At 51.1% G+C, this 13886-nt stretch carries 14 protein-coding genes; 9 read left to right on the top strand and 5 right to left on the bottom strand.

Translation table 11 applies throughout. The annotated features are described in order from the left end of the window. Positions 1-4: 4 nt before the first annotated feature. From Electrica_RS08860 to Electrica_RS08835, 7 genes are all read left to right on the top strand, one after another. Complete coding sequence (locus tag Electrica_RS08860) at positions 5-1363, top strand: fimbrial protein (RefSeq protein WP_141964310.1); 1359 nt, start codon at positions 5-7, stop codon at positions 1361-1363. Between the two features lie 13 nt (positions 1364-1376). Next, positions 1377-2057: a fimbria/pilus periplasmic chaperone gene (locus Electrica_RS08855; protein WP_131050462.1), complete on the top strand. Its 681-nt coding sequence runs from the start codon at positions 1377-1379 to the stop codon at positions 2055-2057. Between the two features lie 143 nt (positions 2058-2200). Continuing rightward, entirely contained in the window at positions 2201-2806 is a 606-nt protein-coding gene (locus Electrica_RS08850) for a helix-turn-helix transcriptional regulator (RefSeq protein WP_160702636.1), read from the top strand. 15 nt (positions 2807-2821) lie between these two features. Next, positions 2822-4141 (top strand): TolC family outer membrane protein, encoded by a 1320-nt coding sequence (locus Electrica_RS08845; RefSeq protein WP_141964308.1) that lies wholly within the window; start codon positions 2822-2824, stop codon positions 4139-4141. Between the two features lie 15 nt (positions 4142-4156). Next, positions 4157-5419: an HlyD family secretion protein gene (locus Electrica_RS08840; protein WP_141964307.1), complete on the top strand. Its 1263-nt coding sequence runs from the start codon at positions 4157-4159 to the stop codon at positions 5417-5419. A gap of 24 nt (positions 5420-5443) precedes the next feature. Continuing rightward, entirely contained in the window at positions 5444-5959 is a 516-nt protein-coding gene (locus Electrica_RS28815; protein WP_228267400.1) for a cysteine peptidase family C39 domain-containing protein, read from the top strand. Then, positions 5960-7609, top strand: a complete 1650-nt coding sequence (locus Electrica_RS08835; protein WP_228267399.1) for a peptidase domain-containing ABC transporter — start codon at positions 5960-5962, stop codon at positions 7607-7609. Between the two features lie 86 nt (positions 7610-7695). Here the strand turns inward: Electrica_RS08835 and Electrica_RS08830 are convergent. Further along, a protein-coding gene (locus tag Electrica_RS08830) for an IS5 family transposase (RefSeq protein WP_141963343.1) occupies positions 7696-8540 on the bottom strand; the annotation gives its coding sequence in 2 pieces (ribosomal slippage) (positions 7696-8195 and positions 8195-8540; 846 coding nt in all). Positions 8541-8563: 23 nt separating this feature from the next. On the opposite strand from Electrica_RS08830, the gene Electrica_RS08825 reads away from it, so the two are divergent. Then, entirely contained in the window at positions 8564-9016 is a 453-nt protein-coding gene (locus Electrica_RS08825; RefSeq protein WP_141964306.1) for a DcrB-related protein, read from the top strand. A gap of 200 nt (positions 9017-9216) precedes the next feature. Further along, positions 9217-9540, top strand: a complete 324-nt coding sequence (locus tag Electrica_RS08820) for a colicin V synthesis protein (protein ID WP_131050456.1) — start codon at positions 9217-9219, stop codon at positions 9538-9540. 61 nt (positions 9541-9601) lie between these two features. On the opposite strand, the gene Electrica_RS08815 is transcribed toward Electrica_RS08820, so the two are convergent. The 4 genes from Electrica_RS08815 to cbl all read right to left on the bottom strand — a co-directional run bounded on the left by Electrica_RS08815 (position 9602) and on the right by cbl (position 13881). Continuing rightward, positions 9602-10075, bottom strand: a complete 474-nt coding sequence (locus Electrica_RS08815) for a hypothetical protein (RefSeq protein ID WP_131050455.1) — start codon at positions 10073-10075, stop codon at positions 9602-9604. Beyond that, entirely contained in the window at positions 10076-10957 is an 882-nt protein-coding gene (locus Electrica_RS08810; protein ID WP_141964305.1) for a winged helix-turn-helix domain-containing protein, read from the bottom strand. Positions 10958-11879: 922 nt separating this feature from the next. Then, positions 11880-12824: a L,D-transpeptidase gene (gene ldtA, locus Electrica_RS08805; protein ID WP_141964304.1), complete on the bottom strand. Its 945-nt coding sequence runs from the start codon at positions 12822-12824 to the stop codon at positions 11880-11882. A gap of 106 nt (positions 12825-12930) precedes the next feature. Continuing rightward, positions 12931-13881, bottom strand: a complete 951-nt coding sequence (gene cbl / locus Electrica_RS08800) for an HTH-type transcriptional regulator Cbl (RefSeq protein WP_100684125.1) — start codon at positions 13879-13881, stop codon at positions 12931-12933. Between the last annotated feature and the right edge of the window lie 5 nt (positions 13882-13886).

The raw sequence follows: 13886 nt of genomic DNA, 5'->3' as shown, positions 1-13886 counted from the left end.
ACACATGAAATTTCCAGTCATTCAGTTAAAACACGGCCTGATTGCCGCACTCCTGATAACCAGCACCCCCTGGGCTCAGGCGGAGTGTCGCAGAGTGTCCTCAATCGGCAATGGAAACAACGCGATTCCTCAGGAAGTTGCCAATATGGGCTACACCGCCTTCTCCCTGACAACGAATGGTGATAATGCCCCTATTAACTTCGGGGTACTCAGTATCGGAACGGGGTCGGTAACAATGGCCCCTCCCGGTACGCAGCTAGCCACGGCAAACGTAGACGTTATTAGTTCCGGTCTACACGCTCCCTATGCGCCGAATCAAATCTTATACAAATGCCCTTTGTCCGATGCGGATTCGCTCTATGAAATGTACGCCACGGTTGGCAACTTAAACTTTTATGGCGGGATGTCGGTCAGTGATGTTGAAGGCGGGTATCTTACGCCGGCAAAAAATGTCGCTTTTCGTATTCTGAATCAGAAATCAGGGTTGTATTACACCAGGGTTTGGCAGGAACGTAAATTATCTCCTACGGAATATTTTATCGTCGGTTCCTCTATCTATGTTCCAGCTTCCGCATTCAGCAATATCACCTTTGAGTTGCTTAAAACCAACGAAAATGGCGGTCTCGCATATGCTGAGTCACGTAACACATTAAACACCATGAACCAGGCGCAAGCTACCGTGCGCTTTAAACCGGTTTTCGGTGCGGTCAGCCCCTCCGTGGGGGATGTGGGAACTAGCCCCTCAGCTACTGCGGTAGACATAGTGGCGGTATGGGGAATGAGACATGGGGTTAACACCGTCATCCACGGCGAGACCTGCATAGTCAGTGATTTTGATCAGATTGTTACCCTCCCCCCTATCGGGGTGGATGAACTCAACGCCAGCATGACCAGCACCAACAATTTTAATGTCACGCTTAAATGCGATGCCGGCGCGACATCCGGGACGGTAACAAACATCACCAAGCCCCCCGTGGCCATGGGGTTCCTGGTCACCCAGCCCACGGCGCTTGCCCAGGCCGATACGCTGGGGCTGAAAAACGCGTCTGGCGGCATCAGCCATTTACTGGACAATAACTACGGAACAACCGGCGTGGCTTCAGGCGTCGGCATCCGCATTTATAAAGCGGGAGAGAGTACACCGCTCACTCTGCTGTCCTCCAATACCACCACCGGAACAGGCAATGCCGCAGGCTGGTACGGCTTTACCGATTTGCTGCCCGACAGCGCCGCGATGACGGGTGCAAGTGGTGGCATTCAATATAGCGGATTATTCACCGCCTCTCTTGAGAAGCTTCCGGGATTACCAGTAACGGCAGGGTCGGTCAATGCGCAAGCACAGATTTTTGTCAGTCTTCAGTAAGCCTGTGCTGATAATGACGCTCTTGCTGAGTGCCGGCTACGCAGGCGCGGTGGTCAACAGCACGCAAAGCCGGCTGGTGTTTAATGAAAATAGCCTCGCCGAGACGCTGGTGCTGGTGAATTCAGAAAGAGCGCCGGCGCTGGTGCAGGTCTGGAGCGATGATAACGATCCGCTGGCTCTGCCGGAGAGTATCAATACGCCTCTGGTTGTGGTGCCGCCGCTGTTTAAGCTGGAGCCGGGGGAGTCCCGCAATCTGCGCGTCATGCTCTCCTCGCGTCAGGAAATTGCGGCCGGCCGCGAGCGCGTGTACTGGCTGAATATCTATCAGATCCCGCCGAACACGCAATCTGACGACACAAAGGGTAAAAAAATCGTTTTGCCTCTGCGCATCCGTTTAAAGGTTTTTGTCCGCCCTGCGGGACTGAAAGCGCCGGATGAGCATATCGGCGAGTCGCTGGTATTTACGCTGAAAGAGCACAGCAGCACAAGCCGGTCGCTGCTGATTACCAACCCTACGCCCTACAACATGACGTTAGGAGAGCTACGTCTGGGAGAAAAACAGCTGACCACCATGATGATTGCGCCCGGCGCTTCCACCACTGTCCCGCTTTCGCCTGCGAGCGCTTCCGGGCTGTTGACCTGGTCAATCATCGATGATTACGGCAAACAAATCTCTTATACGCGCCAATTATGAAGTTAAGCCCTTCTCCCCCGCCCACTCGCGATGGCCGGGGGAGAAGCGCAGAGGCGATGTAACACGGTTTATTAAATTCGACACAATTATAGTCTCCCATGCAAAACATGACGCTTAACATTACCTACTTTCATAAGTATTTCATGACCTATGACCTCATCACCACCTGTTTGCAGCGTGAACTCCCGACACGCTATTTAACGCTACATCATTTACCCGATCTGAACACTCTGTTAAGCGCGGTTGAAAATAATAAAATAGATATTCTGATGATTAATTCATCCTGCCTCTTCGATGGTTTTTTCCACGAAACGGAAATCAGAAAGATGCTTTCCGTTATTTGCCCCCACCAGCAGATGGTGACAGTGCTCTTTGCACAAAATATGAAGCCGATGTTGCTGAGGAAAATGGTGCATTCAGGAATGAATATTCTGATAAGCCCCCATGATACTCCGCATGAATTGCTGAAGGCATTGATGAGCGCAATCGCCTCCCCACACGCAGAACCTTATGTATCACAGACTATTAGAGAACTTTTGCAACACCCATCGGATGAACTGACCACCAAAGAGTGGGAAGTTCTCAATCTGATCAATCAGGGTTATTCGCTGTCACAAATAGCCTCAAAAAAATGCCGTGCGATGAGTACCGTCTCGACGCAGAAGCGTAAAGCGATGGATAAGCTCCATCTCACAAACGAAAGTGAATTACGCCGTTTTTTACATCAGAACACCTTTTTTAATCACTAAGTCCCGTGGAACACCATGTTTAACAAAATACTTATTTCGCTTACCGTCGGATTATTGTGGTGCGGGAATGCTTGCGCGCTGTCGCTTCAGCAGGCCCTGCTTGCAGCCAGTGCTTATAACGCAGAATTTAATGCGGCACGCAGAGTGCATGACGCAGATGGACAAAAGAAATATCAGGGATTTGCCGGATTACTGCCGGTCGTCACCCTCAACGCCGCCTGGAATAAAGCCGACCAGCCGGACGCCGCCTATTCGGCGGGCGTCACCCGGCATAATTACAGTTTTAATCTGACACAGCCTGTTTTTGACGTCGCCAGATATGCCAACTGGCGTAAAACCGTGGTCATCAGCGATTTGGCCGATGTGAATTACCTGATCGCGCAGCAAAAAATGATCGCTGATGTGGTAACGGCTTATTACAGCGTGGTGTATCAGCGCAGCGTCCTCGAAACCCAGCGCAAAATCCTTACCGCGTTTGATGCGCGGCTGCAACAGGTACAAAAATCGTTGAAGTTAGGCGACGGAACGCGGCTGGATGAAGCGGAGGCGCAGGCTAATTATGACAAAGCGGTCGCTGATGAACTGGCAGCTGAAAACACGCTTAATGATGCCAGAGTGGTTTTTCATCAGTTGACCGGTCTGGATGCTCAGGACATTGCCGAGCGGAGGCTGGACTGCGTTCGCTACGCTGACGACATGAATCCGGAGCAATTAAAACGCACGGCGGCGGCGAGCAATCTTGAGGTGCTCGCCGCCCTGCAAGCCATTAAAGGCAGCGAAGCCGATCTGGTTACGGCCACGGCCAACCATCTGCCGGTCGTGACCCTGCAGGCCGGTTATGGCAAAAACTGGAGCCGGGCGGAAGGCAGTAACGTACTTGACGACCTGTTCGGCACCACCGCCAAAACAGACAACACCACCATTGGCATCAATATCGCCATCCCCCTGTTCGCCGGCGGAAGCCACATTTCACAGAGTCTGGAAGCGGCCCATCGCTTTGAACAAAGCAAAGATCTGCTGATTGATGCGCGTCGCAAAGCGGAACAGCAGACCTTACAGGCGATATCGGGGGTACGAAACGCCCGGTCGCTGATTAAAGCCTACCAGCGGGCGATCGGCTCGGCAGGTAAGCGGTTGACCTCAACCCGCTATGGACGGGAAATCGGCCAGCGGACACTGATCGACGAATTTAATGCAGAAAATGAATATTACCGGGCTATTCAGGACCTTGCTCAAACTCAGAACGCGCTGATTCAGTCGATAGTCAATCTAAAATCAGCCACTGGAACGCTAGATTACGCCGCGATGCGCAGTCTTGATTGCCGCGCCACGTAACCGGAGCTTTCGACAATGAATCACGACTTATTTCGTAAAGAATCACTGGATGCGAACAAAACCAAAGTGTTAGGTCCGGTTGCACTTTACTGCCCCCCCTTCCGCTGGCTGATCGTGGCGATGGTATGCGCCCTGACGATCGCGCTGGTCGGTTTTTGCAGCCTCGGAAGCTACACCAAACGTGAAACGGCGAAAGGGGTACTGACCCCGGAAACCGGCATTATGACCATTACCGCCATGACGGCTGGCACCGTTACCGCCCTCCCCGTCCGCGAAGGTCGTGGGATAAAAAAAGGCGAACGTATTGCTACGGTCTCTTCCGAAATCTCTACCGCGCGCTATGGTCAGACGCGCGAGGCGATAGCCAGACAGCTTGAGAGCCAGTCCCAGGGGGTGACTCAACAGTTAACCAACCTCGAACAACGAAATGTTGAAACGTTGAAGTCCTTACAAGAAAGAAGCAGCCTGCTGGCGCAACAAACGACGGAGCTGGATACCATTTATCGCCAGCGTCAGCGGCAAATTGCGCTGAGCCAAAAGCAGGTCGACAAAATGACGGCAATGCGCGCCGAAGGCTACGCCTCTAATACCCAGGTCGAACAGCAGGAGAGTGAACTGCTGGATGCCAAAGTACGATTACAGGACGTTGCCCGCCAACGTATTGAAATCAGGCAACAGCACGCGCAAACACGCCAGCAGCTGCGTGAGCAGCCTCTTACCTACTTTCAGCAAAAGAATGACCTGCAGCAAAAGCTGTCGGATATCACGCAATCGATGATGGAAAACGAATCACGCCGGTCGGTGGATCTGCGCGCGCCGGAACAGGGGACGGTGAGCGCCGTGCTGGTGAAGCCGGGGCAGATAGTCAGCGCCGGGCAAACTATCGCCATGCTCCTCCCGGACAACGCCCATCTACAGGCAAGGATCCTGCTCAGCAGCCGGGCCATCGGTTTTATCCAGAGCGGTCAGCGGGTGGTGCTGCGCTATGAATCCTTTCCCTGGCAAAAATTTGGGCAGCACTCTGGCACGGTCAGTGAAATCTCGACATCCCCCTTGTCACCTCAGGAGGTCGCCAGCCTCACCGGCAATCCCCAGATTCAGGAGCCGCTTTATCAGGTCAAGGTCACGCTCGATAGCCAGTCGGTGCAAGCCTACGGCAAACAGTTCGCCCTGCGTCCCGGTAGCGCGCTCGATGCGGATTTTATCGTCGATAAGCGCCGTATCTACGAATGGGTTCTCGAGCCGCTTAATGCGCTTGGCAAAATGACCTCTTTATAATTTCAAATGCTAACTCAGGTGATCATGGATCTCTTTCATAAACTTAATTTGTCGTTTCGCCATAAACTCCCCGTCCTGCGACAAACTCAGGCCGCGGAATGCGGGCTGACCTGCGTCGGGATGATCGCGGGCTATTACGGCCATCAGATAGATATGGTGTCCCTGCGTCATCGTTTTCCCTCATCGCAAAAAGGCAGCACGCTGGCCGATGTGATGTCTTTTACGCAAAAGTTAGATATGGGCTGCCGCGCGGTCCGCCTCGAACTGGATGAACTCAATAAGCTGAAGCTGCCCTGCATCCTGCACTGGGATATGAACCATTTCGTGGTGTTGAAAAGCATCAACAAAAATACCATCGCTATCCACGACCCGGCGCGCGGCGTGCGTAAGGTGGCGATGGATGAGGTATCACGATCCTTCACCGGCGTGGCGCTGGAACTCTATCCTGCCGCCACCTTTGAGCGCAAGGATGAGAAAAAATCGATCTCGATGCTGAGTCTTATCCGTAACGTCTCGGGTATCGGTTCGGCATTTATTTAGGTGGCGCTGCTCTCTCTGGCGCTCGAGTTCTTCGGCATCATTACGCCCTTTTATATGCAGTGGGTCATTGACCAGGTGCTGGTCTCCGCTGACCGGGATTTGCTGACGCTGCTTGGCGTCGCGTTTATTTTTATTACGCTGTTCCAGAATCTGATTGGCGCGCTGCGCAGCTGGGTGACGACCTGGTTCTCCAGTATGCTGAGCGTGCAGTGGTCCAGTAATCTGTGCGCTCACCTGCTGGGTTTGCCGCTGAGCTATTTTGAAGATCGCCACGTGGGCGACATCCTGTCACGCTTTGGCTCCATCGCGAATATACAAAGCACGCTGACCGGCCGGTTTATCTCCTCCATCTTCGACGGCATCATGGCTATGGTCACCCTGGGCGTGATTTTTGCCTACAATGCCACCCTGACCTTTATCGTTATTGGCCTGTTCCTGCTCTATGCGCTAATCCGCTGGATCTCATTCGAACCTTTTCGTCAGGCAAGCGAAGACCAGCTGCTGGCTTCGGCGCAGGCACAGTCGCAACTGCTGGAGTCCATTCGCGGGGTTCAGGCGATCAAGCTCAACAACAAACAGGATTTGCGCGTTTCAACCTTTACCAATGAGACCGTACAATCCACCAACAAAGGCATTACCACCCAAAAACTCTCTATTGGTTTCAGTACGTTACAAAGCATCATTTCAGGCACCGGTAAAATCGTACTGATCTGGCTGGCCGCCGCACAGGTGCTGGATGGCAACTTTACCAGCGGGATGCTGGTCGCCTTTATCAGCTTTTCCGACCAGTTTATTTCGCGATCTGCCGGTCTGATTAATGCGCTGATTGACTTCAAAATGCTGCGTTTGCATGGCGAACGCCTCTCGGACATTGTGCTGAGCGAAAAAGAAGCGGACCTGGCAAGCAGCGTCGCGCTGCCTGAGCAGGAAGGACCGGTGCATCTGGCCGTCAATCAGCTCTCGTTTCGCTACTCCGCCACCGATGCAGAAATTTTCACAGGCTTTAATCTGGAGATCGCGGCCGGCGAATCGGTAGCCATTATCGGCCCTTCCGGGCAGGGTAAAACGACGCTGGCAAAACTCCTGTTAGGCTTACTTAAGCCAGGGAACGGCAGCATCTGTATCAACGGCATCGACCACGGCAAACTCGGGATGACGCTCTACCGCGACCTGATCGGCAGCGTGATGCAAACCGACCAGCTCTTTGCCGGTTCGATTATCGATAACATCAGCTTCTTTGATGCCAGCCTCGATCGACTGCGGGTGGAAAAGGTGGCCAGAATCGCGCAGATTCACGATGACATCATGGCGATGCCCATGGGTTACAACAGTATGGTCGGCGATATGGGATCCTCCCTCTCTGGCGGGCAAATACAACGCGTTATTCTCGCGCGGGCACTGTATCGAAACCCACGTCTGCTGATTCTTGATGAAGCAACCAGCCACCTGGATATAGCCCGTGAAAGCGCCATCAATGACGCCATCAGGCAGATGAATGTCACCCGGATTATTATTGCGCACCGTCCGGAAACCATATTAAGCGCTGACCGTATTATTGAGATCCATCGCCACGGCGTCATTGAAGTGGCAAAGCGCGATTTTATCCATGCCATCAAACATTCTCAGGCAGCCCTGCAGGCTGACTGGTGATTAAAAATGGGGTCTCTCCCCCCCCTTCGCCACTCCATCGTCTTACATTCAGGAGACAGTATGAGCAACCATTTAGGCTGTGTCCTTTAATTGCATAATTTTTTGTAAAACAGTCTAATGCAACCCAGTTTCACCATCGCCAGATAATTCCTCGCCGTTTTGTCGTAACGCGTGGCAATGCGACGGTATTCTTTCAGACAGCCAAAACACCGCTCAACAACGTTGCGATTACGATAAGCATCACGATCAAGCTGTGAACGACCATCTGCTGCCATTTTTTCATTAGATTTCCGCGGGATAACCACTTTTATCCCTTTTCGTTTCAGCTCATTGCGAAGCGCATGTCCTGAGTAGGCTTTGTCAGCCAGCACCGCATAACCACGACGTTTCATGCTGCCGTTCTGGCGCTGAACACCAATTCCGTCCAGAAGGCGTAATGCGAACTGGCTTTCGTGAGCCTGTCCGGGACTCAGCACGATATTTAACGGGAGACCGCCTGCATCCGTCGCCATATGGATTTTGGTGCCAAAACCACCGCGAGAGCGACCCAGCCCATGATCTCCGGCGATATCGGGATGTTTTTTTGCGCGCCGGCGGCGCACCTGAGTGCCCGGATATTGCTGCCATCCAGCGCAGTAGCTGACCAGTCAACGAGGCCGTGAGCATCAAGAGAAGAAAGCAACCTGTTGAAAATAATATTAATCACACCCGACTTAGACCACCGGTTAAAGCGGTTATATACGGTTTTCCATGGGCCGTATCGTTCAGGTAAATCACGCCATGGGGCACCAGAGCACAACACCCAGAACATGCCATTGATGATCATACGATGCTCCGCCCATGGGCGTCCGGCCCGTGGTGTTGCAGGTTGAGCGGGCAGTAAAGGCTGGATGATATCCCATGCTTCATCGGGAAGGTCGTAGCGGGCCATAGTTCAATATGTTGTAGAAACAGATGGTTACTATAGCTCAGACGATTAAGGGACACAGCCTAGTATGCCTTGAAGGAACCGTAGATTTTGAAGAAGAGATTAGAAACCAGGCGGTTAATATCATCTCCTTCCGCCATGGCCAGCAAATCACCATCAATCGCGACCGCATGATGCCCGGCTGGTCTTTTGCGGAACAGATGTCTTTACAGTTAGACAACGCGCAAAAAATATTTAAGCAATTTAATTTTGTGAAAATGGATAAGTGGCAAGGCGACGATGCATTTGGTGAAACAATAGAAGTTGTCTTTACCTTCGTATCCGCTAGCGGGCAACGTGTCTGGCAGGTTACCTTCGCATCCTGCATCGCCGGACAGGATATTATCAATTTTACCAGCGTATATCCGGATAAAGAGAGCATGGAAAATGAAATTGGCCGACTTCAACGCTGTGTGAAACGATTCATTTTAAATACATGATCTCACCCGTTGCCGCTCTTACATTAGCCGCAACGATTTTAAAATTACAAAAACCGGTAACCAGGAAAGGTAAAATAGAAGTAATTCTATTTATTTACATATATGCCATGGGCATAATCAATACATCAGAAATGACGGCAAAAATGAATGCCGGGATATTTCTGTAACGACGCTTTATAGTTAACTAAAGGAAGAACCAAATGCGCGAATTAAATGTAATGGAAATTGATGCTGTCTCCGGGGCAGGTCTTTTTAGCTCTCTGACCAGCGCTATTCTGGGTGCCACCGCAGCAGGATGCGCTGGTGCGATCATTGGCGGCATGCACGGCGGTGACGGCGGCGGTCTCCTCGGCGTTGGCTCCATCGGCCAGCTGGTAGGCATGATTGGCGGCGGCCTGATTGGCGTCGTAGCTGGTGCCATCGGTGGCGCCGTGGTGGGCTGGGATGACCCGAATGCCGTGACTTCTACCGTGCTCCAGTTTGCTAACAACGTCAGCAACGGGGATTTCATGCGGGCTGCCTGATTTGCCGATTAACCACAAGGTGCAGATCATTCTGCACCTTTTTCTTTTCTGAAACGCATGATTAGTCAGCGATATTACAGATGTAGGTAGGAAGCACTGAGATCATAAAGAGATAGTTGCCACTTTTTTGTTGGTTTATCCGAATATGAAGGCTCTTATCCGGGTAAACGAAAAAATCAGGCTCGTACTGACTCAACCAGCCATCATCCACATTATCATCCGGAAACTTAAGATTCTTCTCTGATGTCAGATAATAGATGTACTGATGTCTGCGCATGGAAAACGATATCTTCCGGTTAAAAACCTTCTTCGCATCAGATTGTGCACGGCCATTAATACTCACCACCCCAGCCTTGCCGTTAAACATAAAGCGCAGGGAAACATCAATATTTTCATTCTCATAATGCTGAGAAAAGCTGGCAACACAGGAAAATTCGTCGAGTCGATTTTTATTCCATAATGAATAAATAGACACCGCGGCAGTCGCTATCGCTAATACCGGCAGCAGTACCTTCAATATACGGCTGGTTCTCACTTACTGGACCTCAAAAAAATAATCAGAAATACAGCTGTTCGGTTCGTTCATCTGCCTGTCACAGCGAATAACGGAGGTTCTCGGCAGCATAGGAAAACGGGTAACATATACCCATGGATAATTTGTGCAGTTATCCAGGAACTGGCTGGCTCTTCTGAGAGCGGTAGAACGCTCTTTATCAGTGGTGATGCCGTCCGAGAGATAGATGTGACAACCCTCGATGGTTCTCAGGAAATCGTAGTGAGAAAAGTACTGGTTTTGCCCTTCAGCATAACGACTCACCGCGATATATCCTGCCAGAAGAAGAATAATCGACAGCAGTGCGCCAACTATTATGCCTGGCAACCGGCGACGACATTCTGTTTTTCTCTCTGTGTCCTGGCGTTCCGGGAGGAGTACCTCTTCTTTATGGGTTATCAGCGCGTCGACATCATCCTCAGATGACGGCGGAGGTTGCGTTTTAAGTTTCTTCTCCAACTGAGTCTCAGCAAAAGAGAGACTGTGAGAAGGCATAGGGCTGGTTTCAACCTGCTGTTCAGAGGTTAATTTTTTAATATATACACCGCTGGCCAGTGTTAACCCCACTCGCGAAATCGTCACAACCAGCTCTTCATCAAGGCCCGTTTTTTTAAGGCCTTTACGCAGAATAGAAATATTTTGATAAAATGTATTAGTGGATACCTGCATACCACATTTTGTCCAGACAATATCCAGAAACTCTTGCTGGGTGACGATACTGCCAATCCGTTCAATAAGCAGCAATAAACACCGACTGGCCGGTGAATTTAAGATAATAACATTGTCATGATTATTAAGATCGCGCAACGTACTGGTTGCCGGATGAAACTCAACGGTTCCATTTATTATGTAACGGTTATGCATACGTTTACGTCAAAGCTCCGGGTAAAATTCAGGAATTGCAATAATCCGTTACGTACAACAATCCCGTCAGAGATTATTTTATTGTTCAGATAACGGATTACAGGACATCCTGATACAACATGACTCACGACGAACAGATGAAAACAATACCACTAACACTAATACAGTTATCATTAATACAAATTGCTATGTATTTACCCTGCGCTGTCATCTGACAAGCAAAAAATCACAGTGCAATACGCAATTACACTTCATCTGTTATTTGGCAAATAAAAAGACACAACAGATATTTCGTTTAATAAATATTAAAACAATCTCAGTATAATCACACCATCAACAGGCGGACTAACTGTTTTTAACCGACGGATACTCGATATTTGATAGGTAAAACAAATCATCAAAAATATAGTTATTGTTGTTATATTTCATATAGCAATTAATAGAATTATTAATTCAGATTTCATTAAGATAATTTTATAAATAATCATCATTAAGGTGATTGATTTTCATGCTTACTTTTACATGTATTGATCCAGATCAATGATCTGGCCATTACAGAACAAAACAAACCAATCAGGATTTTTTATCTTTCCTGAAAGCACCGCCCGTCGCTCTCACACGAAAGCGCCTCCCCATTCCTGAAAAAAATCGGGGTATAAGGCGTCTGCCATCATGATTCCTCCCGGCGAAATAAGAATATTCCCTGCTTTGAAAGGGTATGCTGGCGAAGTCAGGTTTTGCTTGTATTTTTACTGCGATGGGTTTTGCTGCCGATTTTCGTTTCGCTCACCGTTCAGCCCGTTAGCGGCAGAGACGATACCGGACAGAGGAACCCTGTTTAAGAAGCCCACTTAAGGAAACTTAAGCGGGCTTCTTGCTCTTCTGCTTTGATCTCACCTCAATGGGTGACAGCCGCGCGACGCTAGCTGCCGATATGGCCTGGCGTTCCGGCCTCGCTGATATTGACCGGCATTCCGGAGCGTCGTTCAAGGGCCTGTTCCGCCCGAAGCACATTGACGCCTGTTCCTTTTACAAACTCCTGCATGCCGGTGGTTATGGGTAACGGTACTTTTCTGTCAGATTCGTATTCTGCACGGTTACGCGACAGCGGCTCATGCACTTCAACCCAGCGGCTACCGTCCGGCTCTTCGGTAAACTTCACCGGCTGATCGATAATCTGCACGCGGGTGCCAACCGGGACATTGTCGAACAGATATTTGATATCGTCATTACGCAAGCGAATGCACCCCTGACTGACGCGCAGCCCGATACCAAAATTGGCATTGGTGCCATGAATCGCGTACAGCCTGCCGATATAAATCGCGTACAGTCCCATCGGATTATCCGGCCCGGCCGGAACGAACGCCGGCAGACTCTCGCCTCTGCGGGCATATTCACGCCGCGTATTGGCCGTTGGCGTCCAGGTCGGCGCTTCCTGCTTACGTTCTACGGCCGTGACCCAGTTGCGCGGCGTTTCACGCCCCGCCTGGCCGATGCCAATCGGCAAAACTTCAACGCTATTGCCTTCCGGCGGGTAGTAATAGAGGCGCATTTCCGCCACGTTGACCACAATGCCTTCGCGAACCGTGGCAGGCAAAATCAGCTGCTGCGGGATAACCAGCGTGCTGCCCGACCTCGGAAGAAAGACGTCAACGCCGGGGTTCGCTTCCAGCATGTTGCTCAGCCCCTGCCCGTATTGCGCCGCAAAGGTCTCCAGCGGTTGCGTATTGTTATGCGGTACGGTAATCAGCTGCGGGCTTCCCACCAGGCGGCTTCCTTCCGGCGGCAGCGGATAACTGACAGCCAGCGCACTCTGGCTTGAGAGAATAATGAAAAGAGAGCACAACCATTTCACACGCCGCACCATTTATTTCCCTTCCTCAGTCGCGACAATCGTGAGTGCATTATAGCGTTTTTCTCACCGTCTCGTGGCAGCGGAGCGCAGTTCCTTTATTCGCCACCGCGATAATGTGTTAGATCTGATAATCAATCGCCACTTCTTCCGGTTCCATGGCCTGGCGTTTAATCTCATCCAGCGACAGTCCGGCATTGCACAACTCGATAAACCGCCAGACATAATTGCGTTGCAACTGCCCGCGTTTTAGCCCTAACCAGACGGTATTGGCATCGAAAAGGTGCCGGGTTTCGAGGCGGGTAAAGGTGTCTGATTCCCGGGCATCGCCCGATTGCTCCGCCACCAGCCCGACGCCAAGCCCGAGCTCAACATAGGTTTTAATGACATCGGAGTCCTGTGCGCTAAGGACAATATCCGGCATCAGCCCTTTACGATTAAAGGCTTCATCAATACGCGAGCGTCCGGTGATGCCCTGTCGATAGGTAATCAATGGCCAGCGAGAAATGGCTTCCAGAGTTAAAGGGGTAGTTTGTACCAGCGGGTGGTCTTTCGGCACCAGCAGGCTGTGATGCCAGCGGAACCAGGGAAAGGCCACCAGCGTCGGATCGTTACTCAGGCGTTCACTGGCGATACCGATATCCGCGCCACCGTTATGCAACAGCGCTTCAATCTCCTGGGGGGTTCCCTGAATCAGTTCCAGACGCACATCGGAAAAGAGCTCGCGGAAAGCTTTGATTACCGGCGGCAGACTATAGCGCGCCTGGGTATGGGTCGTCGCAATCGTGAGCACGCCGGACGCATCGTTGGTAAACAAGTCGGCCAGACGGCGGACATTGCTGGCTTCATTGAGGATACGTTCCGCAATGGATAAGAGCGCTTTTCCCGGCTCCGTCATCCCCAGCAGACGCTTACCGCGGCGGATGAAGATCTCGATCCCCAGCTCTTCTTCCAGTTCACGAATATGACGACTCACGCCCGATTGCGATGTGTAAAGCATATTTGCGACTTCCGTCAGGTTGTAATCCTGACGGGCCGCCTCACGAATAATTTTTAGTTGCTGGAAATTCACCCTTT

Origin of the sequence: Klebsiella electrica, assembly GCF_006711645.1 — a bacterium.
Taxonomy (GTDB): Bacteria; Pseudomonadota; Gammaproteobacteria; order Enterobacterales; family Enterobacteriaceae; genus Klebsiella; species Klebsiella electrica.
The sequence above is the reverse complement of the archived record's forward strand: the minus strand, read 5'-3'. Positions and strand labels throughout refer to the sequence as shown.